The following is a 21,168-nucleotide window of genomic DNA, read 5'->3' on the forward strand; positions in this document are numbered from 1 at the left end:
CCCGTTACAAACAAGCCACCACCGCATACGCGGCGGTGACGGCCACAACGGGGAAGAAGGACGCACACCTATGAGCAGCGACGTGAAGCACCCTGCACTACTGCGAACGAGAAGGGCCGTGCTCGGCGCTCTCGCAGCCGTACTCGTCTCCGGCGCGGTGCTGGCCGGACCCACCACGGCGTCGGCGGCCTCAGCTGATATCAAGCTGGCACAGGAGGACCTGAACGGGCTGGCGTACAACGCCGGCACCGTCGACGGCATCAGCGGACCGCAGACCGAGGCAGCGGCCGAATCCTTCCAGTCCGACCGGTGCCTGAGCGCCGACGGGATCATCGGCACCCAGACGCTCGGCGAACTGGAAACCGTCGTCAAGGCGGTCCAGAGCAAGGCCGGAGTCAACCAGGACGGCGACTACGGCACCGGCACCACCACCGCCGTGAAGAACTACCAAAGCGCGCACCAGCTCACTGCCGACGGCATCGCCGGCCCCGACACCATGGAGTCGATGGGCATCACACGACTCGTCGCGAGCTGCCACACCACTAACGCCCAGCGCGACAAGATCGTCAGCGTGGCCAAGAGCCAGCTCGGCGTCCGCGCCGACTCCGGCAACTGCGTCCCCGGAAAGCCCTACAGCATCTGCGCGGACTGGTGCGCCGCCTTCGCCACCTGGGTCTGGCGGGACGCCGGGGAGAACATCCCGTTCATGACCTATGTGCCGAACGTCTACGACTGGGCGGTCAGCCACAACCGCTGGTACGGCACCAGCCAGCTGCACTCGGCACTCCCCGGCGACATGATCATCTTCGGCACCGCCACCAATCGGTACCACATCGGGATCGTCGACCACGTCAGCGGATCAACCGTCTACGTGATCTCGGGCAACACCTCCAACCCGAGCAACTCCAGCCAGATCGGCGTCTACGACAAGAGCTACACCCTGTCGAGTTCCGTCTTCTACGGACTGGTCCGGCCCTAACCAGACGCCCCTGCCGGATCACCGGCACCCCCGCTCAACTGCAGCCGGCGCCGCGATCACACGCACACCACGTGCATCGCGGCGCCGGTCCACCCTGCGCCGACCTTCGAGAACGGAGAACCACCGATGAACAGAAACCTGGCCGCCGCCGTGACACTCGGCATCACCGTGCTCACCGCAGCCGCCGGTCTGCCACACGACGCAGCCCGTGCCGCGGCGGCCCCGACAGCGCCGGCCCACCCCTGGCACGAGGACGCCGACCACATGGGCTCCGGGCTCACCGCCCGCATGCCGACCGGGACTGTTCACGACTCCGCCACCGCAGCTGCTGCCCCGAACGTCACGGGAACGCTGAAGGGCCTGGACGTCAGCGCGTTCCAGGAGAACATCAACTGGCCGTCGGTGGCATCAAAAGGCGCGTCCTTCGCCTACGTCAAGGCGACCGAGGGCGTCGACTACACCAGCAGCCAGTTCCCCCAGCAGTACAACGGATCCGCAGCCGCGGGCCTGCTCCGCGGCGCCTACCACTTCGCGCTGCCCGACACCGCCGGCGGCAGCGCCCAGGCCGACTACTTCGTCGCCCACGGCGGCGGCTGGTCCGACGACGGCAAGACCCTCCCCGGCGCGCTCGACATCGAGTACAACCCCTACGGAGCCACCTGCTACGGCCTCAGCCAAAGCGCGATGGTCTCCTGGATCACCGCCTTCAGCACCGAGTACCACACCAGGACCGGCCGCTACCCGATCGTCTACTCCACCCGGGACTGGTGGTCGACCTGCACCGGCAACTCCGCCACGCCCGGTCAGCACGACCCCCTGTGGATCGCCAACTACGGCGGCTCGCCCACCCCGCTGCCAGCCGGCTGGAGTACCTACACCATCTGGCAGAACGCCGACAGCGGCACCTTCCCCGGCGACCAGGACATCTTCAACGGCACCACCGCAAACCTCAAGACCTTCGCCCACGGCACCTACACCCCACCCCCGCCGCCCCCGGGCAGCGGCTGGCCCGTCATCTCACAAGGCGCTACCGGCCACAGCACCACAGCCATCCAGTACCTGCTCAACGCCCACGGCTCCGCCCTCACGGTGGACGGCGACTTCGGTCCGGCGACGCGGAGCGCGGTCGTCACCTTCCAGACCAGCCAGGGCCTCACCGCCGACGGCATCGTCGGCCCCAACACCTGGCAGGCGCTCATCATCACCGAGAAGGAGGGCGACAGCGGACCGGCCGTAAAGGCCGTGCAGGACGAACTGACTGCACACAGCCACCCCGTCACGGTGGACGGCGACTTCGGTCCGGCGACCCGGAGCGCGGTCGTCACCTTCCAGACCAGCCAGGGCCTCACCGCCGACGGCATCGTCGGCCCCAACACCTGGGCAGCACTCGTCTCCTGACGTCGACATCTGCATGCGCCAGAGGGCAAGCAGTCGTGGGCCCCGACCAGCACCACTGCCACCACCACCGAACCCGCGCACCGAACGCCCGCTAAGGCCGTTCGGCGCGCGGGTTCCGCCGGTAACCCGCCCGAGAATCTGCGAACTCGCGCGCTTCCGACCGGGCGGCGCAGAAGGTGCGCAGGCAGGAGCAGCGCCATCGGTATGTCGAGGAGAAATTGATCTCTCTCGGGGCTCCCGTGCCGCGTGCCGGGTGCGATCCGGCCGTCTGGCTGCACGAGGCGCTGGACGCGGTCGGGACGCGGCTTCAGCGTCACCGCGGTGCCCACCGATTCTGCGGACGGTTCTTGTGTGTTGCCGCTTGGTCGATGACGGTATCAGGGTGATGGGCTCCCGAATGCTGAGTCCCCTCCAAGACACCCTGCCCTTCGACGACTTGACCGAGATCCCCAACGCCTTCGATTGGTGTCAGCGGTGGCGCGGTCGACAGCCACGTCATCGCCACCGACCCGGACGTCCCGCTCGACCTGCCCGCCTGGTGCCACATGACTGGCCACACCTACCTCGGCCCCGTCCCCGGAACCGAACAGTCGGTGTACCCCCCACAGCTCACCGCCGGCGCCCTTCGCACGCGGTCCGACGCACCTTGGCACCCAGACGGTCCGGGACACGGCCACAGCAAATAGCCTCGCGAGCCCGGGCAGAAGGGCTCCCAGGGCTTCAAGATCAACTCATTGCCCCTTTGACCCGTATCTCGGCCGTGCCCTTACCGCGGTCCGAACGGCCTGTGGAGGCGAGATCCCGGTGCCGAGAAGCTCGTCGCTTAGGAGGCCAACCGGAGAGGAGGGCGCGTTGGCGGCCGGGGATACCGGGCGGATGCAGGCCCGTCTGGAGAGGTTGTCGCCGGTCTGAGCTGCCGTCACGTCACGGCGTCGGCAAGCATGAAGGCAGCCACGGCCAGCAGGACCACGGCGAAGATGCGCTGCAGGTGGGTCGCGGAGACCTTCGCCGCTATGCGCTTGCCGTACCAGGCGCCCAGGATCGCGGTTCCGATGAACGGGCCGATCAGCGCCCAGTCGAGCGAGGCGGCGGTGCCGGAGCGAGTGGCCAGGGAGGCCAGTGAGTCGGCCGTGATGACCAGCAGGCTGGTGCCGACCGCGGCGTCCATCTCGAAGGCTAGGACGGTGACCAGGGCGGGGACGGCGAGAAAGCCGCCGCCCACGCCGAGTAGTCCGGTCAGCGTGCCCAGTGCGGCGCCGGCCCCGCCTGCCTTGCCCGGCCGTACGCCGCCTTCTTTGGGGCGGGCGGTGTCAGCGGGCCGGAGCATTTTGATGGCGGAGAGGGCGGCTATGGCGGCGAAGGCGACGGTGAGGGCGGTTTGGGGCAGGTGGGCGGCGGCGGCTCCGGCGGCAGCCGCCGGAAGGATCCCGGCGGCTGCGAACGCTGCTCCGGCCTTCCACCGCACGTGCCCGGCCCCGGCGTGCGCGTACAGCGCGGTCAGGGACGTGGCGGTGACGATGATCAGGCTGGCGGTGGTGGCCGTGGCGGGGGTGAAGCCGAGCAGGTAGATCAGCGCGGGCACAGCCAGGACGCTGCCGCCGCCGCCGAGGGCGCCGAGCACCAGGCCGACGACGGCTCCTGCGATCAGGGCCAGGATCAGCACGGTCATGCTACTCGCCCACTGTGTCCGCTGTCGCCGGTCACTGGCCCGGTCCCGGCGACGTGCGGGTGGCCCTGTTCGGGGCCGAGACGGCCAGGATCGTGGCATGAGAGGAACATCGTGTGCCTTCTGTGCAGGTGGAGCAAGGGGTGTCAGGGCCGGGTGATGCTCAGGCCCGTGTCGGCGGCGGCCTCGAAGCCGTCATCGATGGCGATGACCTTTCGTCCGGTCGCGTCCAGGAGGGAAGCGGCGGTCGCCGCGCGCATCCCGCCGGCGCAGTGCACCCACACCGTGCCGTCCGGCACCTCGCCGGTCCGGCCGTGCAGCTCGTGGATCGGAATGTGCACGGAGCCCTTGATGAAGCCGTTCGCACGTTCGGAATCCCGGCGCACGTCTAGCACCACCATGTCCTCGCCGCGCTCGTGTGCGTCGGCGAGGTCGGCGAAGCTGGCGCGGGGGAAGGACGCGAGCTGTTCTCCCTGACGGACCCAGGTGGCTGGATCTCCGGTGGCGGCGGCGGCCGGGCGGTCGATGCCGACCCGGGTCAGCTCCCGTTGCGCGTCGGCGATCTGCGCCGGGGTGTCGCCGAGCAGGGTGACCGGCTTGCCCCACGGGATCAGCCAGGCCAGGTAGGTGGCCAGCTTGCCGGTGCCCTCGAAGTTGAACGATCCGGCCACGTGGCCGTCGGCGAAGGCGACCCGGTTGCGCAGGTCCACCACCCACTCGCCCGCCGCCAGGCGCTCGGCGATCTGTGCGGCGTCGGCGGGCTCGGGCGGGGTCAGGTCGACGGGCGCGGGGCCGGCGGCGTTGGCCGGGCCCATGTGCGTGTAGTAGGCGGGCACGTTCTCCAGCCCGGCCAGGACCTGCTTGACGAAGGCGTCGACATCCAGGGTGAAAGCGTCGTTTCCGGCGCGTTCCTGGCCGATCGTGCTCGCATCGCCTTCGGCTTGGGAGGAGGAGCAGAAGCTGCCGAAACCGTGCGTGGGCAGTACCGGCACCTCGTCGTCGAGTGTCGCTGCCAGCCGGTGGACGGAGGCGTGCTGCGCACGGGCCAGTTGTTCGGTCAGTCGCGGGTCCACCAGGTCCGGACGTCCCACGGAGCCGATCAGCAGCGAGCCGCCTGTGAAAGCGGCCACGGCGCGTCCCTCCTCCTCCAGGACGTAGGAGGTGTGGTGCGGGGTGTGGCCCGGGGTGGCTATCGCACGCAGCACCAGGTCCTCGTCCACCTCGGAGATGTCCCCGTCCGCGACAGGGGTGCGAGGGAAGGAGACGTGGGCGCCGGCCGGAACCAGGTAGCGGGCGCCGGTGAGGCGGGCCAGTTCCAGCCCGCCGGTGACGTAGTCGTTGTGCACGTGCGTCTCCGCCACGCAGGCGATGCGCACCCCTCGCCGCGCGGCGAGGGCGATCACCTGATCGACGTCCCGCGGCGGATCGACTACGACCGCCGCTCTCCGCCCCCCAGCCAGATAACTACGGTTGCCCAGCCCCTCGAACTCCAGGGTGTCGACAAAAAACATGGTGTGACTCCTCTCCGGGATGGCGTACCCGGGTAATTACGTATCGGGAAACCGCCGCCGCAGCTCCGGGAAATTCGCACCACTTCGGACCGTTCGTGATATTCGCGGCTCTCATATCCTGGGCCATTGCACAAACGATCACCGTCTGGAATGGTGGCAGCGAATTTCCCGAAGACTGCGAGCGGGCGGCGTATCGGGCCGACCTCATGCCGGCGGACGTATGCGACGGTTATCTGCCGGTTCTGCTTTCGTCAGCCCTCACGCACCGCAGTTGCGACGCGATCGGCGTTGTTGACCGCGCCCCATCATCCGGGAAGGACGACCGGAAGCCCGGCCGCTTCCCACGCCTCAAGGCCGCCTGCCACGCTGTAGACGGAGGACCGGCCTGCGCGGATCGCCTGCATGCCGCCCTGCGCGCTGCGTTTGCCCGTGCGGCAGACGAAGGCCAGTGGGCCGTCAGGCAGATCCGACAGCGACGCCGGCAATGTGCTGAGCGCGGCGTGGACGGCGCCGGCCGGGTGACGCGCTGCCCATTCATCGTCTTCACGGACATCGACCAGCGTGAGTTCCCCGTCCACGGCGCGGCGACGCGCCTCGACAGGAGACAGGTCAGCGGGCATGCGACCATCGCCGGAACTCAGGCCCTGCGCGGGCAGGACCGTCCGGATCGCCTCGTAGTTCGAGGCATGGACGACGGCTATCTGCTGTCCCAGCATCGGGCAGACATTCATCGCCTCTTCCCAGTGACCGGTGGACTCCCATTCCGCCACGTTGACGAGAGAGAATTTGCTCCCCGGAACGATCGTGCGGAACATGTACGTCCGAAGGAAACCGGGCTGAGCCGCCATCACCTCCGCGGCATCCTGCCATGCGGCGAGATAAGATGCCTCCCTCTCCTCGTCGATCTCGATCGGAATGATCACGACGTGGCGATTTTCCATCTGCTGCTTCCTCAAGTATTTCGACTACCGACATGCCGCTCGAAGCCGGGGGTGTTCCCAACGAATGCGGGAACACGACCGAGCCCTGGAGATACCGGCTTTCGGTTGTGAGCCAGAACCGACTGGACGCAGCCTGCACACACGTGTCATCAAGCAGCGAATCTTCTTGCTGAACCGGCAAGATGGTCGGTGTGGTCCGATGGCCGTCGGCCGATCGGGCCACGTCGGCGGCGGGATACCGGGGTGCTCTTGCCAGGACAGCATGAACCTTTGCGGCATCCGTGGCGCCGCCACAGGCTGATGGCATGAGCGAGTTCGAGTTGATACGAGACGGTGAACAGACCTGGGACGTCGTGGTGGTCGGGGGTGGGACCGCCGGCCTGTCCGGGGCTTTGAATCTGGCCCGGGTGCGCCGGTCGGTTCTGGTGATCGACAAGGGTGAGCCCCGCAATGCTCCGGCTGCCGGCGCCCATGGTGTGCTCGGCCGCGAGGGCATCTCTCCCCTGGAGCTGCTGCGGCTCGGGCGCGAGGAGGTCGCTTCATACGGCGGCCGTGTCGTTTCCGGGCAGGTCGCGCGGATCTCCCGGGACGGCGCGGGCTTCCGGGTTGTCACCGAGGACGGGCAGCGCGTACGGACGCGCAGAGTGCTGGTGACCACTGGTTTGGTCGATGTGCTGCCGGACGTGCCAGAGCTGGCCGAACGGTGGGGGCGGGACGTGCTGCACTGCGTGTACTGCCATGGCTGGGAAGTCCGGGACAAGGTCATCGGGGTGCTCGGCAACTTCCACCAGGCACTGTTGTTCCGTCAGATGTCCAAGAACGTCACGCTGTTCCTGCACACCGGAATGGAGCTGGCCGACGAACACTGGGAGCAGTTGGCCGCTCTCGGCGTCGGCGTGGTCGACGGTGAGATCACCGGGCTCGAGGTCGACGGCCAGGACCAGCTGGCGGGCGTGGGGCTGGCATCGGGAAAGGTGGTGCCGGTCCAGGAACTGGTGGTCGCCCCCCGGTTCCTCGCGCGCGCCGGTTTCCTGCGCGACCTGGGCGTGACGATGCAGGAACACCCCATGGGCCTGGGGGAACAGCTCCGGGTGGACGCCTCCGGTTTCACCGGAGTGCAGGGCGTGTGGGCCGCTGGGAACGTCAGCGATGTACTGGCCGGGGTTCCGGCCGCGGCCGCAGCCGGAACCACCGCGGCCACCGCGATCCACATGGACCTGCTGAAGGCCGACGCGGAAGCCGCCGCCCGCGCGGCGAAGGGCGGTGGAGTCTTCAGCGGGGCGATGGAGGCCGAGGTGTCGCGGCGGGTGCAGGGCAGCCGTGCACGCGGGCTGGGCCCCCTCCCCGGGGGGAACTGAGCACCGCGCTCTCACCGCAACCGGGTCAGGTGGCGCGGACCCGGAGGTGGGCCCGTTCTCCCTGGCGTCCGAGCAGGATGAGAAGTTCGACGGCCTGGTCGCCGTCGGCGCCAATCCAGTGCGGCACGTGCGTGTCGAACTCCGCGGCCTCTCCCGGATTGAGGCTCAGGCTCTGCTCGCCCAGCAGCAGCCTGAGCCGTCCGGCGAGCACATAGATCCACTCAAAACCCTCGTGGGTCTGCAGCTCCGGCTCGCTGTGGGGCGCAGGTGAAATGAGAAGCTTGTATGCCTGGGCGCCGCCGGGATCGCTGAGCGGTACCAACGTCATGCCTCCCCGGGTCACCGGGCGCAGGTGAATGCGCGGGTCTCCCGTACGGGGCGCGCCCACGAGGTGGTCGAGGGGCACCGCGTACACCTCGGCGAGTGGCAGCAGCAGCTCCAAAGTCGGCTTGCGACTGCCGCCCTCCAGTCGAGACAGCGTGCTCTCGCTGATTCCGGTCCGCCGGCCAAGCTCAGCCAGCGTGATCCCCCGCCGCCGACGCAGCTCCCGTAGACGGGGCCCAACCGCATCCAGAATGTCCTTCTTCGCGCTGTTCACACCCTGATACTGCCCGAAACGACATGGCCCTTCCACATCCGAGTTCGAGCAGCAACTACGCAGTCCGCGCCGGTGATGTTCGGCGAGCGGCTCGACCCGGAGGTGCTGGCGCAGGCATTGGCGATCGCTAAGTGGTCGGCTCCGGAAGTCCTTCGTGGGTTGGTCATGCTGCCAGGGCGGTAGAGGATTTCTCTGGGTGATGGGCGGTATGCCGGTCGAGCCTGGCCAGCAGATCGTTCAGGTCGGAGGCGGTGAACTTCCACTGGAACGGCTGTGCCGTGGCGTCGTAGCGGTCTACGAAGACTCGAAGCCGCTCCGCGGCCTGGGCCAGGTCGGTGAAGTCGTTGGGCGAGACGACCTTGCGCTGTACGACGGAGAAGTAGACCTCGACCTGGTTCAGCCAGGAAGCGTGCACCGGGGTGTGGACCAGCACCGCGTTCGGGAACGCGGTGGCGAGTCGGTTGGCTGCCTTCTTGCCGCGGTGGGAGGAGCCGTTGTCGACCACCCAGTACACGCGTTTGGCGCTGGCGTACGGCTCGCGGCTCATGACCTGGGTGACAAGGTTCGTGAACGGGCCGATGCCGGTGCGTGGTTCGCAGCGGCCGAGTACCTTCGCGTGGTGGACGTCGTAGGCGGCCAGGCAGGCCAGGGCTCCGCCGCGGCCGTAGGTGTCTTCAGCCGGGGGCGTTCGGCAGCGGTCAGCACCACCGTCACGGCAGCGCATATGGGCATAGTGAACCGACGGCTCTCGTTCGTACAGATGTTGAGCGGAAGGGACGGAGTCAAGGGAGGTACCGGCGGGCGCCCCGGTTACACGCGGCGTCGGCGGACTGTTCAATTACCATGCTGCGTACGCAGTTCACAAGGTGATGGCGATGGCGATATTCGGCTTCTTGGGCAGGTGTAGAACCTTGACGAACCAGTTGCCGATCCGGGACGTGATGTACCGCTTGCCGAGCAGGTCCTGCGCGGCCATGGTGCTGTCCTGGTCGAGCAGCCGGGCGGTGCCGGGAAGGGACGCTGCGCCCGTGGAGGTCCGCCCCCGCAGATCGCAGACGGTCACGGTCACGGCGCTGTTGTTGCGGATCCGCTTGACCTTCCAGGAGCCGGCGGGCGTCACGACGAGGATCTCGCCCTGAGGACCTGCCACATGCCAGACGGGCGTCGGGACCGGGGATCCGTCCTTGCGGTAGGTGGTGAGGCTGATGTACTTGCTGCGTCGGATCTCGTCCATGGCTGGCACGCTCGGTAGCCCCGATCTTTCGTGATGGTCCGACCCTCTGGCCCCGGGGGGCGAGTCGGACGATTTCCATGTCAATGCCGAGGATGGCGGCGTGTTCTGCGGCGCCTCCCGTGGTGTGGACACTCTGACCAGTGGATCTTGTAGATCCGAGGAAGGGTGTCCTGGTAGGACGTAAGTCTCCGTATACCGGTGGAGTCCAGGAATGATGCCGTCGCGCTGTACCGCACGGCGGGTGGGAAGCGCACCTACGCGGCGGCGGAGGTCGGGGCCCGGCGAGACGCTGCGCGGTGGGGTGCGCCGACCTGTCGCGCCGCCAGCGCCACCTGTTCAGACGCCACGCAGGTCGCAACGTCCTAGTCCGGGCGGCGGGCCAGAGACGCGAGGATGATCTCCCGCGCGGCGTGGACCGCGGCCGTGAAGGCGGCCGGGTCCCGGCCGATGCGTTCGGCACCGGCGCGTAGGGCACCGGACAGCAGCTCCACCGTGAGGTGCACATCGCCGACGTCGCGGAACTCCCCGCGCGCTATGCCGTCCTGGACGACGTTCTCCACTTCGACCACGATCGCGTTGAACGGGTTGTCCGGCCCCTTCGGTACTTCGGCGACCAGTGGGCCGGAGCCCGGCTGGAACATCAGCTGCATGGCCTGGTCCGCGCACGCCTTCAGGACCGCCTCGATGATCTCCCGCATCCGCTCCGCGGCCGGGTCCGAGGACCGCGCGGCGATCGCGGCCACACACTCAAGCATGGGCCGGCTCGCCCGCTGAGTCAGCGCCATGACCAGACCACGCTTGTCGCGCGCGTAGTTGTACAGCGTGTTGCGCGCGAGCCCGGCCCGAGCCGCGATATGGCCCATGTTGATCGAGTCGTAGTTGCGTTCGAGCAGCAGCTGCTGCATCGCCTCGGCGAGGTCGGACCACACCATCTCGTGGTGCTCTTCTATGCTGGCTCCCCGGATCCGCGGCATCCGATCATCCTCTCCTCGTCGCGGCTTTCCTCGCGTCCCGGATCTGTCTCCCCGCCCTGCACGGCGGCCGTGCGGGGCGCGTGTCGTGCGCTGTATCTCAAGAAGCGCGTGGGTCAACTTCGGCCTTCGCCGCTAGGCGTCCTGCCCAGCGGCCAGGGCGGCACCCGCGAGATGCGGGTTCTCCTGGTGGCTCGCAGTGAGCCTTACGTGGCTGAGGCGCCAGCCGTCCGCCGTGCGGACCGCCTCGTTGTCGTAGAAGCCGACCACCAGCCAGCGATCGGGTCCGCCGTCGGCCAGCTCCTGCGGGACCCAGTGTTCGGCGCGGACGTGCGCGTGGACGGTCGCGCGGTCGCCATCGATGTCGATCACGTGACCGGTGATGGTGTGGTGCGTTGCGATGAAAGGTGCAAAAGCGCCGCGGAGAGCCTCGACGTAGTCGCCGAGCGGCACGGTCATGGGCGGAATACCGGCGACCGACTCGAAGTCGACCGTGACCGGGTCGGCCAGGACGAGGCCGGGCAGCTCGGTGAACTCCTTCAGGTCCGCGATGTCGGCGTACCGGCCTATCAGTTCGAGGAGATCAGCGCGATCACTGAGCGCGTTCATGGGGAACCCCTTCTTATTTGCTCCGGCGGCCTTATTTGCTCCGGCGGCGCCTGTTCGCTGCGGCGACGCGGGGGTGGCGCACCTTTATGCGACTACCTGTCGCATAGATTACGACGGGTAGTCGCAAAACTCAAACCTTTGGCCTGCGTGCGGTGCCACTCACGGTCGGCACCGCGCTCGTATGAGATCGGTGACGCTCACCTAGCAGGCGAAGCACCGCTCCTGGCCTGCGGTCTCACCGCGCTTTCGGTAGCAGCCCGACCGAGATCCAACTCATTGCCACCGTGATGGCGATGCCCGTCGAGCCCCCGATGGCATGCGGTACGTTGGTGCCGAGGAAGTCGGTCATGACTGCGGCCGGGTCCTCCCAGGGCGGCGTGACCAATCGGTCGCGCTCGGGCAGGACGGGCGCGTACGCCCATAGCCTGGGGATGGCCCACAGGGTCTTGGCTGTCGGTGCGCCAGCGGCGCTCGCTGGGCCGCAGGTGCTCGGCGTACGCCTGAAGGTCATCAGCTGTGACCTGGCCGAGTTCGGTGATGCCGCGGGTGGTGAGCCAGGTCGCGAATCGGATCCAGGTCTGGAAGTAGTGGCGCAGGCTGGCCGGCTGGGTCACCGAGCGCGAAGCCCGCTGCTGGAGCAGGACGGCCGGAGTCGGCACGTTCAGTTCGGCGAACGCCGCGCGCATCAACGTCGGCCGCAGCGCGCGCTGCGGGGCACCGGCTCCAGTCGACGACCAGGGAGCGGTGGGACTCCTTGCCGCTCATCAGCGCCAGAGGCCAGGCCAGGTCGCCGAAGCGCGGCAGCTTCGCCGGGTCGAAGCCGGGCCGCAGGCGGGCGAAGGGCAGGACGAACGCATCGGGCGCCGGTTCGATCAATCCGGGCCCGGCCGGGTCGGCGGACGGGGTGGTCACGGGTCGAGCCTCCGATCCAGCATCGCGTGGATCAGCTCCCGGTCCGGCTCGCTCGCCGCGGCAACGAGGCGGGGCCTGCTGTCGGTGGTGATGTAGCTGGTCAGGAAGTCGCCGATCCGGGCGTGGTGGGTAGCCCAGTCCGCGGACCACACCGCTGGAGTCACCGCCGAACGCAGCGACTCCGGCGCCTGGTGGAGGTAGGCGATGCGGGGCAGGTCGCGGCCGGTGGCCACCGCGTTGCGGCAGGCGAAGCACAGCAGGAACGACACCGCGCGTTGCGTCCCGGCCGCGCTGTGGTCGGAGTTGAGGAAGTCCGCGCACGAGGCGACCGGGGTCCGCAGCCGGCCGGCCACGATCCGGCGGGCCACCTCGATGTCGACCTCGGTCTCCTTGGCCACGAGCTCGGCGCCAGCCTCGGTGTCGCCGTCGACCTGGTCGACCAGCCGCATGGCCACCGTCTGCCGGGCAGAGGCGAGGGCTTGGGCGAGCCCGAGTTCCACCGCGCCGCGCGATGCATCGCGAACCCCCTCGTCCAGCAGCTGGTAGTCCCTCTCGTGGGTGCTCTGGGTGTTGTTGCGGGCCCGGCCGTGGTGCGCCTGGGCGCTGTGCCGCAGCGCCTGGGCGTGGATCCGCTGCGGGAGAGCCACTCCGTCGGCGCGGGCGTGCTGCTGCCAGCGCCGGATCGCCGCGTCCAGGACGTTGCCGGTGGCGTAGTCGCGCAGGTTCTCGGCCCCGCCCAGACCTCGGTGGCCGACCAACAGCCTGGCCGTGGGCCGCCCGAGCAGTTCCAGGGTCGCTCGTGCATGCGCGGTGAGCTCCGGGACGTGACGCAGAGCCCGGCCGCCGGAGCCCTCGCCGACATCGACGAGGGTGTGCTCGTGTACCGGCGCCGGCCGCGCCGGGCCTTGTCCGTGTCCACCTGGTGCACCGCCGGCTCCTCGCGGTCCGCGTTCGGCCACTGGCTAGGACGGCACGTCCATCTTCTTGACCACGGACAGGTTCCACGCCTCGTGCACGATCACCTGCCACGCGGCCGCCGTCCCGATCTCGTCCGGCGTCGCGAAGAGCCGGGTCAGCGAGGCGGTCTCAACCGCGCTCCTCTACCGCCCGGACGCGGTACGGCCCGGCGGAATCCGTACGCCCTGGAAGCCGGGGCCGAGGCTGCGGCGGGCCGTACGGGGTCGGCGGATCGGGGTGGGCGGAGTGACGGCCTGGTCCTCGTGCTCGTCGGTGCCGTGCTCGGCGGCAGGAGGTCCGAGGTCCTGGCGGAGCCGGGCCAAGGTCCGCGCAACGGTGTCCGTCGCCACTGCGGTGGCCGGGTGCGCCCGGAGCAGGGCGAGTGCGGTGGTCGCCATGGCCTCCACCGCATCCTCAACGGCGTCCGTGTCACCAGGACCGGAGCCGGAGCAGCCAGAAGCGGCCGTCGTTGGTGAGTCCGTCACGGCGGAGGCCGGCATCGATGGGCCGGGTCTCACGGCCGGGCATGGCGCAGACGGCGAGACGAGCGGTGGCGCCCATGGGATGCCCGGTGGATACTCATTCCCTGCTTTCGCGCCACGTGGCCCAGATGTAATAGAGCCAACCCCGGCCTTTCCAGCCCAAGCCGACGGTCGCCACTATCAGCGCGGCAACCGTCATCTTCTGTGCCCGTGACATGTCCGCCCTTCCACCGCTGCGAGCCGCCCGGCCAACAGGGTTCTCTGGGCGGCATCGTCCCCGGTCAACAATATCCGTTGTTTTCGCGGCCGTTACAACGGCGGCCCCGTAGGACACCACCGCGCACATCGCCGTCGCTCGTCACGTCCGTGCGGCTCAGCGGCGCTTTCTGAAGCCGCTGAGCACCTCCGCCCGGCCGGGCACAGCCCACTCCGGCCGCCGTAGGCTGATGATGCTCGGGCCACAGCGGAGGCTCGCCATGCCATGCCCCCCGCCACCTGGTCCGGAGCTCATCACGTTCGGACTCGTCATTTCTCTGAACCAGGGCTTGGGCAGGCTGGGGTTGGCTGGCCGTCACGTTCCTGCCTCAGTTGGCCGGGCGAGGATCTCGCTGCACATCTCAACGCAATCGGCGCAGATCCACACGCCGGGCCCGGCGACCAGGCGGTGCTCTTCGCTGCGGGTGTGCCCGCAGAAGGAGCAGCGGTCCGTCGGCTTCTTGCCGGGCCGGCCGCGGCGGGAGCGCCGGCCGAAGGCGGTGCGGGGGACGTTGATGTAGCAGTGCAGCAGGCGCCTGATGTCGGCGACGTCCACGTCGAGGTCGTTGAGCACGCGGCGGGCGCGGGAGCCGGGGTTGGTGGCGATGACGGCGAGCAGCTGCGGTGTGGTGACGGCGACCGGTGCGCGGGTCGGGGTGCGTTCGGTGGCCAGTTGCTCGGCACCGGCCAGGGCGGCTTGGGCTTCGGCGGCGCGCGGTTGCCGCCGGTGTTGAGTCTGCGGCGGACGTTGTTGCCGACGCGTGGCCGGCCGGGCGGAGGCGGTGGCTGCGCATGGCACCGCCCGGCAGGACGACGATTCCCGCAAAGGACAGCCGAAGCGTCAGCCATGCGAAGAGTCAGCCCTCCGGGCGATGCCACGATCGATCTCCGCTGTCAGGCGTCGGATCGAGGGATCGAAGGGGAGCGGTAGGCGCGGAAGAACTCGGTGATGTCGTTGGCCAGTAGGCCGGGTTCTTCGTGGGCTGCGAAGTGTCCGCCGCGGGGCATGTGCGTGTAGCGCGTGATGGTGTAGGTGCGTTCGGCCCAGCTCCGTGGTGGTCGGCTCAGGTCGGCGGGGAACAGGGCGACGGCCGTGGGAACGCTCACCCGCTTCACGCGTTTGGTCAGGCCGTGTGCGTACTCGTAGTAGGGGCGGAAGGAGGTGGAGACCGTACCGGTGAACCAGTAGAGGGAGACCTGGGTGAGGAGGAAGTCGTCGGTGAAGCGCGCGGACAGGTCGCCGCCGCAGTCGCTCCACGCGCGGTACTTCTCGACGAACCAGGCGAGCAGGCCGGCGGGCGAGTCGGCCAGGCCCTGGCTCAGCGTGAGGGGGCGGGTGCTCTGCTGGTGCTGGTAGCCGCCCTCCTGTGCCTGCCAGGCCGCCACGGAGTCGAGGTGGGCCCGCTCCTGTGGGGTGAGGCCGGCCGCGTCGTAGGCCGCCGGGGCTGCCACGGCCGTCAGATGAATGCCGACGAGCGCCTCGGGATGGGCCTCGGCGAGGCGCGAGGTGACGCCGGCACCCAGGTCTCCGCCGTGCGCCGCGTACCGCTCGAAGCCGATTTCGTCGTGCATCAGCCGGTGCCAGAGGTCGTGGGTCTGCTCCGCGTCGCTGAGCGTGGACCGCTGAGGTGAGAACGCGAATCCGGGCAATGAAGGGACGATCACGGTGAAGGCGTCCTCGGCTGCCCCTCCGTACCGGGAGGGGGCGGCCAACCGGTCGGCGAGGACGGTGAGTTCGAGGAAGGAACTGGGCCAGCCGTGGGTGAGGACGATGGGCAGCGCGTCCGGGTGTTCGCCGTCGAACCGGAGGTAGTGCACGGGTGTTCCGTCGATGTCGGCGAGGTAGGAAGGGAGGGCGTTGATGGCGGCCTCGTGGGCTCGCCAGTCGTAGCCTCCGGCCCAGTACGCGACGAGACGGCGGAGTTCCGCCGCGTCGGTACCGGCCTCCCAGCCGCTGACCGGCCAGGGCTCGGCCCACCGCGTGCCCTTCAACCGGGCGCGGAGTTCTGCCAGTTCGGCGTCACTGACCGCGATCACGGGCGGGTTGATCGGCATGTGGTTCTCCTTGGTGTGCAGACGGCCTCGGTGTGACGAAAGTGGGGGTCTGGGACGGTGGGGGTGAGACCGGCGGGTCGTGGCGGGCGACGCCCGCGAGGGTGACGGCCCAGGTCATGAAGACCGCGACGACAAGCAGGGCATGTACGAGACCGGTCCGGCCGGCGAGGAATCCGATCAGAGGAGGGCCGCCGACGAAGCCGCAGTATCCGATCGAGGTGATGGCTCCGACCCGGTCCGCGGCATGGACGGGTTCATCGGCACCGGCACTCAGAGCGACAGGGAAGCCGAGCGCCGCGCCCGTTCCCCACAGCAGTACACCGCCCGATGCCGTCCAGGTGTTTGGTCCGAGCGCGAAAAGGACGACACCGACGGCTGCGACGCCGGCAGCCGCACGCAGCGCGCCCGGCCGGCCCGACCGGTCGACGATCGCCGGCCCGAACCAGCGGCCCAGCGTCACTGCAGCGAGGAACAGGGCATAGGTCAGGGTCCCGACGGCAGCCGTGGTGTGGTGCCGGTCGATGACGGCGAGGCTGATCCAGTTGCTCCCTGCCCCTTCCGCCACCGCGAAGGTCAGCGCGGTGAGACCGATGACCACCGTGCGAGGTTCACGCCAGGGGGCCAGACCGGGGCGGGATGCCTTCACCCGCGGCGCACCGGCCATGCGGGGTACGGACTCGGGGAGGAAATGCCGGGCGGCCACAGGCGTCACGAGGGCGATGAGTATGGCGACCGCGCCGATGTGGAGACTCACGGGCACCCGCCAGGCGCTCATCAGCGCACCAAAAGAGGCACCGGCAACCGTACCGAGACTGAACGCGGCAAAGAAGCGAGGCATGACCGGCCGGCCGAGCCGGCGTTCGACGGCCGCAGCGTGCACGGTCACCGCGACGTCCCAGAAGCCCGTGGCCGCGCCCAGCAGGAAGAGCCCGGCCACCAGCAGCGGCGCCCAGAGGGCGTACCCGAGCGCCACGGCACCGAGACCGACACCGACCAGCACGGCCACAGCGGTGACGGCCCGGCGGGGCCCGAGACGTGTGACGACCGCCCCGGCCAGCGGAAGCACCACGACACCGCCGACAGCGATCACGAGGAGCAAAAGCCCCAGCGACGCCGGATCCAAGTCCATCCGCGCACGTATCTGCGGCAGCCGGGAGGCCCACGTCGCCACGGCGAGACCCAGGGCGGCGAAGACCGCGTACGTAGACCTCACTCCAGCTGCGATCTCTCGCGGGCGCGGGTCAAGGGCGGCACCCGCGTTCACGTTTCCCGTCCGGCGACCGGAGTGAGGGCCTGCACGATCGCCGCCCGCGTCGCCTCCCGCGGCTCCGGCTCCGTCGCGAGGAGCGCATGCATGATCAGTCCTTCGAGCAAGGCGTCCAGACGGCCCGCGATCTCCGGCCCGGTGAAGCGGGCCAGAACGGCCCGGCTGTCCTTGGTCCACTTCTGGGTGAGGGCGCGCAGCGTGGGATCGCGCAGAGCCGCCAGGTGCAACTCGAAGCCCAGGACCGCACTGCGGCGGCGGGACGGTCCTCCCTGTACGAGCTCCACCAGGACCTCGACCAGGTCCTGGTGCGCCTCCACCTTCGTGAAGAGCTCCTCGAACTCCGCTGTGCGTTGTTCGACGTACCAGGCGAACGCCTGTGCCTGAAGCTCGGCCAGGCTCGAAAAGTGATAGGTGACCGATCCCAACGGCACGTCCGCACGGGCGGCGACCTTCCGGTGCGTGATACCGGCCGTCCCGTCCGTCACGAGCACATCGAGAGCGGCGTCCAGGATGCGCGTCCTGCGCTCCGGATCATGCCGACGAACCCGCCCCTCGCCCGCCATAGCGGTGGCGGACCGACGCTGGTGCTCGCCACCGGCTTCGCTTCCTGTGGCGCCGCCAGAGACTTCCCAAGTTTCCCTACCCATAAGAACAAACGTACACCACTAAAGAACAGATGTACTTATCCGGTGTGCGAGATCAATGTCACCGAGCTCGCATATTCACGAAGAACGTGCTGCAGCCCCACCCGCGCCCTCGGCCCCGACATCTCCTTGGGCTTCTCGGGTGCGGGCTTGCCGCTGGCCCGGATCTGTTCCAGATGACGGCGGACAGTCCGCTTGCTGCCGAGGTAGCCGAGCTCGGTGATCTCCGCGTGAAGCCGTGCCGCGTCCGTGCAGCCCTCGTTCCACCGCCGGTAAAGATAAGACGAATAGGCGTGGATCTGGCCGTAGCGGCGGGAGCCGGTGCCAAGGGATGCATCCTCGGGGGTGGCGGCGTGCACGTAGCGTCGCACGGTCTTGCGGTCGAGCCCGAGGGTCTTGGCGATCACCTCGATCTGCACGCCCTTGTCGTACAGGGCATGCACTGCGGCATGGCGCTCGCGTCGCTTGATCGCGCGGGGCCCTTCCGCGCGCGGGCTCGTCTGGTACGTCGTCGGCGGTCGGGCCAGCCTTCACGGCCGCGGGGTTGCCGGTGCTCGTGTCCTCGGCGGGCCCGGTAAGACACGTGCGATGCTGGGCGACGCACTTCTCGACGGCTTCGCACAGGTTCTTCCAGAGGCGGTACCTGTCCGCGACCCGCGTGGCGTCGGGGCAGACGGTGCGGACGGTGCGGACGGCTTCGGCGTAGGCGCTGACTCGGTCTCTGCACACGATCTCGGCCCCGGGGTGGTCGCGGAGCCAGGCGGTGAGCGTCTCCGAGGTGCGGTCGGGCAGCACGTCCACACGCTTGCCAGTCTCCACGTTCAAGATGATCGTGCCGTACACGTGGCCCTTTTTGAATGCGAAATCATCCACACCCATCACACGAGGCGCGGTTGAGGGCTGTTTGTCCGGGAGCTTGCGCACCATCCTGATCAGCGAGGTCGCACTGACGGGGACCGACAGGTGCGCGGCCAGCCGGGCGGCCGGATGTCCCGCGTGCTATCCGCTCCAGCGTCCGACGGAGTGCGGGAGTGCGGCGCACGAACCGCTCGGTGAGCCCGCCGCCCGCCTATCTGCTCGACGAACGTACGGCGTGCGCATGACCACGCCTGGCACAGGAACCGCTGCACCGCCAGGTCGATCACGACTCTCCGCCCAGCCACCGCCAGGTCCGCCAGCCGTCGCCGATACCCGCCGTGGACACGGCCACACAGCGTGCCGCACCCAGGGCAGGCAGCCTCCCGGGTCACCGAACGCGCTGTGATCGCCACCCCGCCATCGTCGACCAGGGCCTGTTCCACCACCACCGACGCCAGATGCGGGAAGGCCACCGAGAGCACGCTGCAATCACACGAACAGGCATTCATCCAGCTACTCGTGACGCTACGTCATCGCCCGACAAGAAGTGGATCAGAACCGATCATGCCTTCCACCAGCGGGGAAGTCTCAAGGCCGCGGGCGGGGACGGCTCAATGGCCGTTGACACAGCACTGGCCAGCCTGGCCAAAGCCATCCGCGAGGACCAGCACGCAGTCGTGCAGGGCATCACCACCCCGTTCAACTCCGGCGTCAACGAAGGCCGCATCGCCGATCCGAAGCTCCAGAAACGGATCACGGTTGGACGCGCGGGGGTCCCGGTGCTCCGCCGCCGCGTCATCCTCATGGCCAGAGTACGACTCCACTAGCCGTGACGGAGCGTCACCGGCATGGTGGCACACCCCAGCTACACGGAAATCTTGCCAAGGCCACCTTCGCGAGTACGCCGACACCTCCGCGGGTCGACGCCGCCGGAGTGCGGCATGCCGAGGCTCTCCGCGTACACGTTCAGGTCGTCGTACTTGCCGACCTGCTCCTCCTCAAACCGTGCCGGGGAGCGAACCAGCAGTTCGCGGAGCCGGTCGATCGCCGTGGCGGGCACGGCCGCCGCCAACTCGATCACCAAAACCGGTCCGCTCATATGTCGGAGCCTAACCAGCCGGGACCGTCTTCCCCACCTCACTACTCAGCATGCACGCACCACAGAAGTTGAGTCAGAACCGGAGAACGGGATTCAGCCTCCTTGGGCTTGTTCCCGGGTGTACCCGTCACTGCCCGGGCCAGGCGGTGAGGGCGTGTTGGGAGGCGGTTGGTGGCGTGAACAGTGCCTGGATGGTTTCGGTGGCCAGGTCGCGTAGCCAGGTGTGGGCGCGGTCGTCGTCGTAGCGCTGGTGCCACGGATGTCGGGCATGTGGAGTGGCCGCGGCAGTGTGATCAGGCCGAGCTGGTCCCGGGTGGCGCGGGCGACCGCGTCGGGAAGGGTGACCACCAGGTCCGGGCCGAGGGCGAGTTGCAACGCGAAGGCGGCGGTGGGCCCGGCGGCGATGACACGGCGTTCGTGGCCGCGGATGGTCAGGGCGTCGTCGATCGGGTCGTGCAGGCGTCCGCGCCGCGAGATGGTGAGGTGTTCAGAGGCGGCGTAGCGCTGGAGGCTCAGCGGGCCTTCGGGGAGCGGGCGGCTGGCGCGGACGGCGACGACGAGCCGGTGGTGCTGACGACGGGTTCGGCGGGCTGGTTGCAGCTGTGCCCCGGGTCGGTGGACACCGGGCGCGGGCGTCCGGCGGCGACGGTCGCGCGGCTGCCGGCGGGACCCGCGGGCACTGTTTCATGTCAGGCTCTGGGGGGCTGCTGCCCCTGGGGACTGTCAGTTGCAATCGGGAGGCTGCGCAGTGTCAGCGCAGTCGGCGGGGGCAGCGGTTTGTTGGCGGTGTCGGTGCGGAACGACTGGAGCAGATAGGCCACCAGGCGCCGGGACGCTGCACTATCATCCGGTAGGGCGGCCACCAGACCGCAGTGTGCCAACAGGACCACGGCGAGGTCGGAAGGGTGAAAATCGGCCCGCAGCGCGCCCGACGCCTGGGCCCTGCGTACCAAGGTCGTGAAGTCCCGCTCGGCTCGTTGCCGGGACTGCGCGTGTTCCGACGTACTTTCCGGGAAGGCCGCGACGAACGCGGCCTGGAACCCGCGTTCCTCCCGTTGCAGGGCGCAGACCGTCTCGACCAGCTGCTGGAAGCCCTGCCACGGGTCAGGGGCGGCCAGAGCCTCGGTGAGCGCCCGCCCGCAGGTCTCCATTTGCTGCGCGAACGCGGCCCCCACCAGAGCGTCCCGGGTCGGGAAATGCCGGTACAGCGTCGCCACGCCGACCCCGGCCCGTCGGGCCACGGTCGCCATCGGGGCGTCGATCCCGTGCTCCGCAAAGACCGCACGGGCGGCGACGAGGACGCGCTCCCGGTTGCGCCGGGCGTCCGCCCGCACCCGGGCTGTGATCCGAGAGGATTCCGCCATCACTGTCTCT

24 protein-coding genes and 1 pseudogene are annotated in these 21,168 nt (G+C 69.1%); 4 read left to right on the forward strand and 21 right to left on the reverse strand.

Features of this window, described 5'->3' with window-relative positions; genetic code table 11:
* Nucleotides 1-70 precede the first annotated feature (70 nt).
* Complete coding sequence (locus ACFC09_RS32500) at nt 71-979, forward strand: peptidoglycan-binding protein (protein ID WP_376534132.1); 909 nt, start codon at nt 71-73, stop codon at nt 977-979.
* 126 nt (nt 980-1,105) lie between these two features.
* Nucleotides 1,106-2,377, forward strand: coding sequence for a GH25 family lysozyme (locus ACFC09_RS32505; protein ID WP_376534135.1), 1,272 nt, complete (start codon nt 1,106-1,108; stop codon nt 2,375-2,377).
* A 919-nt stretch (nt 2,378-3,296) separates the two neighbouring features.
* Here the strand turns inward: ACFC09_RS32505 and ACFC09_RS32510 are convergent.
* The 3 genes from ACFC09_RS32510 to ACFC09_RS32520 all read right to left on the reverse strand — a co-directional run bounded on the left by ACFC09_RS32510 (nt 3,297) and on the right by ACFC09_RS32520 (nt 6,495).
* Nucleotides 3,297-4,046 carry a sulfite exporter TauE/SafE family protein gene (locus ACFC09_RS32510; RefSeq protein ID WP_376534137.1) on the reverse strand — a complete coding sequence of 250 codons (750 nt, stop codon included), beginning with the start codon at nt 4,044-4,046 and terminating at the stop codon, nt 3,297-3,299.
* A 143-nt stretch (nt 4,047-4,189) separates the two neighbouring features.
* Complete coding sequence (locus ACFC09_RS32515) at nt 4,190-5,554, reverse strand: rhodanese-like domain-containing protein (RefSeq protein WP_376534139.1); 1,365 nt, start codon at nt 5,552-5,554, stop codon at nt 4,190-4,192.
* Nucleotides 5,555-5,859: 305 nt separating this feature from the next.
* Nucleotides 5,860-6,495 carry a rhodanese-like domain-containing protein gene (locus tag ACFC09_RS32520; RefSeq protein WP_376534141.1) on the reverse strand — a complete coding sequence of 212 codons (636 nt, stop codon included), beginning with the start codon at nt 6,493-6,495 and terminating at the stop codon, nt 5,860-5,862.
* A 305-nt stretch (nt 6,496-6,800) separates the two neighbouring features.
* Between ACFC09_RS32520 and ACFC09_RS32525 the strand changes: the two genes are divergently transcribed.
* Nucleotides 6,801-7,853, forward strand: coding sequence for an NAD(P)/FAD-dependent oxidoreductase (locus ACFC09_RS32525; protein ID WP_376534143.1), 1,053 nt, complete (start codon nt 6,801-6,803; stop codon nt 7,851-7,853).
* 25 nt (nt 7,854-7,878) lie between these two features.
* Here the strand turns inward: ACFC09_RS32525 and ACFC09_RS32530 are convergent, their stop codons facing one another.
* The 16 genes and pseudogenes from ACFC09_RS32530 to ACFC09_RS32605 all read right to left on the reverse strand — a co-directional run bounded on the left by ACFC09_RS32530 (nt 7,879) and on the right by ACFC09_RS32605 (nt 19,204).
* Nucleotides 7,879-8,451 carry an XRE family transcriptional regulator gene (locus ACFC09_RS32530; RefSeq protein ID WP_376534145.1) on the reverse strand — a complete coding sequence of 191 codons (573 nt, stop codon included), beginning with the start codon at nt 8,449-8,451 and terminating at the stop codon, nt 7,879-7,881.
* Between the two features lie 163 nt (nt 8,452-8,614).
* Complete coding sequence (locus ACFC09_RS32535) at nt 8,615-9,175, reverse strand: transposase (RefSeq protein ID WP_376534147.1); 561 nt, start codon at nt 9,173-9,175, stop codon at nt 8,615-8,617.
* Nucleotides 9,176-9,310: 135 nt separating this feature from the next.
* On the reverse strand, nt 9,311-9,685 hold the full coding sequence (locus ACFC09_RS32540) for a PPOX class F420-dependent oxidoreductase (protein ID WP_216345511.1): 375 nt from the start codon (nt 9,683-9,685) through the stop codon (nt 9,311-9,313).
* A 362-nt stretch (nt 9,686-10,047) separates the two neighbouring features.
* On the reverse strand, nt 10,048-10,617 hold the full coding sequence (locus ACFC09_RS32545) for a TetR/AcrR family transcriptional regulator (RefSeq protein ID WP_376534149.1): 570 nt from the start codon (nt 10,615-10,617) through the stop codon (nt 10,048-10,050).
* A gap of 174 nt (nt 10,618-10,791) precedes the next feature.
* A complete protein-coding gene (locus ACFC09_RS32550) occupies nt 10,792-11,265 on the reverse strand; it encodes a nuclear transport factor 2 family protein (protein WP_376534151.1) in 474 nt (157 codons plus the stop codon).
* A 510-nt stretch (nt 11,266-11,775) separates the two neighbouring features.
* The gene (locus ACFC09_RS32555) at nt 11,776-12,177 is read right to left on the reverse strand and encodes a hypothetical protein (RefSeq protein ID WP_376534153.1); all 402 of its coding nucleotides are present in this window, start codon (nt 12,175-12,177) and stop codon (nt 11,776-11,778) included.
* Entirely contained in the window at nt 12,174-12,935 is a 762-nt protein-coding gene (locus ACFC09_RS32560; RefSeq protein ID WP_376534155.1) for a hypothetical protein, read from the reverse strand. The genes ACFC09_RS32555 and ACFC09_RS32560 overlap by 4 nt, the downstream gene beginning before the upstream one ends.
* Before the next feature lie 342 nt (nt 12,936-13,277).
* Nucleotides 13,278-13,532: a hypothetical protein gene (locus ACFC09_RS32565; RefSeq protein WP_376534157.1), complete on the reverse strand. Its 255-nt coding sequence runs from the start codon at nt 13,530-13,532 to the stop codon at nt 13,278-13,280.
* A gap of 31 nt (nt 13,533-13,563) precedes the next feature.
* Nucleotides 13,564-13,695: a hypothetical protein gene (locus ACFC09_RS32570; protein ID WP_376534159.1), complete on the reverse strand. Its 132-nt coding sequence runs from the start codon at nt 13,693-13,695 to the stop codon at nt 13,564-13,566.
* A gap of 492 nt (nt 13,696-14,187) precedes the next feature.
* A complete protein-coding gene (locus tag ACFC09_RS32575) occupies nt 14,188-14,670 on the reverse strand; it encodes a ClpX C4-type zinc finger protein (RefSeq protein ID WP_376534161.1) in 483 nt (160 codons plus the stop codon).
* A 95-nt stretch (nt 14,671-14,765) separates the two neighbouring features.
* Nucleotides 14,766-15,926: an epoxide hydrolase family protein gene (locus ACFC09_RS32580; protein WP_376534163.1), complete on the reverse strand. Its 1,161-nt coding sequence runs from the start codon at nt 15,924-15,926 to the stop codon at nt 14,766-14,768.
* A complete protein-coding gene (locus tag ACFC09_RS32585; protein ID WP_376534165.1) occupies nt 15,892-17,139 on the reverse strand; it encodes an MFS transporter in 1,248 nt (415 codons plus the stop codon). Before ACFC09_RS32585 ends, ACFC09_RS32580 begins: the two co-directional genes overlap by 35 nt.
* Before the next feature lie 47 nt (nt 17,140-17,186).
* Entirely contained in the window at nt 17,187-17,756 is a 570-nt protein-coding gene (locus ACFC09_RS32590; RefSeq protein WP_376534167.1) for a TetR/AcrR family transcriptional regulator, read from the reverse strand.
* Nucleotides 17,757-17,875: 119 nt separating this feature from the next.
* Entirely contained in the window at nt 17,876-18,256 is a 381-nt protein-coding gene (locus ACFC09_RS32595; RefSeq protein WP_376534209.1) for a hypothetical protein, read from the reverse strand.
* Nucleotides 18,257-18,425: 169 nt separating this feature from the next.
* Nucleotides 18,426-18,764, reverse strand: a pseudogene (locus ACFC09_RS32600) (transposase); the annotation flags it as partial.
* Nucleotides 18,765-18,769: 5 nt separating this feature from the next.
* Nucleotides 18,770-19,204, reverse strand: coding sequence for a transposase family protein (locus ACFC09_RS32605; RefSeq protein ID WP_376534169.1), 435 nt, complete (start codon nt 19,202-19,204; stop codon nt 18,770-18,772).
* Between the two features lie 105 nt (nt 19,205-19,309).
* Between ACFC09_RS32605 and ACFC09_RS32610 the strand changes: the two genes are divergently transcribed.
* Nucleotides 19,310-19,522 carry a hypothetical protein gene (locus ACFC09_RS32610; RefSeq protein WP_376534171.1) on the forward strand — a complete coding sequence of 71 codons (213 nt, stop codon included), beginning with the start codon at nt 19,310-19,312 and terminating at the stop codon, nt 19,520-19,522.
* A gap of 38 nt (nt 19,523-19,560) precedes the next feature.
* Here the strand turns inward: ACFC09_RS32610 and ACFC09_RS32615 are convergent, their stop codons facing one another.
* Together ACFC09_RS32615 and ACFC09_RS32620 are read right to left on the reverse strand one after the other, a co-directional pair.
* Nucleotides 19,561-19,794 (reverse strand): hypothetical protein, encoded by a 234-nt coding sequence (locus ACFC09_RS32615; RefSeq protein ID WP_376534173.1) that lies wholly within the window; start codon nt 19,792-19,794, stop codon nt 19,561-19,563.
* A gap of 689 nt (nt 19,795-20,483) precedes the next feature.
* Nucleotides 20,484-21,158: a TetR/AcrR family transcriptional regulator gene (locus tag ACFC09_RS32620; protein ID WP_376534175.1), complete on the reverse strand. Its 675-nt coding sequence runs from the start codon at nt 21,156-21,158 to the stop codon at nt 20,484-20,486.
* Between the last annotated feature and the right edge of the window lie 10 nt (nt 21,159-21,168).

The organism is Streptomyces sp. NPDC056161, assembly GCF_042268025.1.
In the GTDB taxonomy this organism is placed as follows: domain Bacteria; phylum Actinomycetota; class Actinomycetes; order Streptomycetales; family Streptomycetaceae; genus Streptomyces.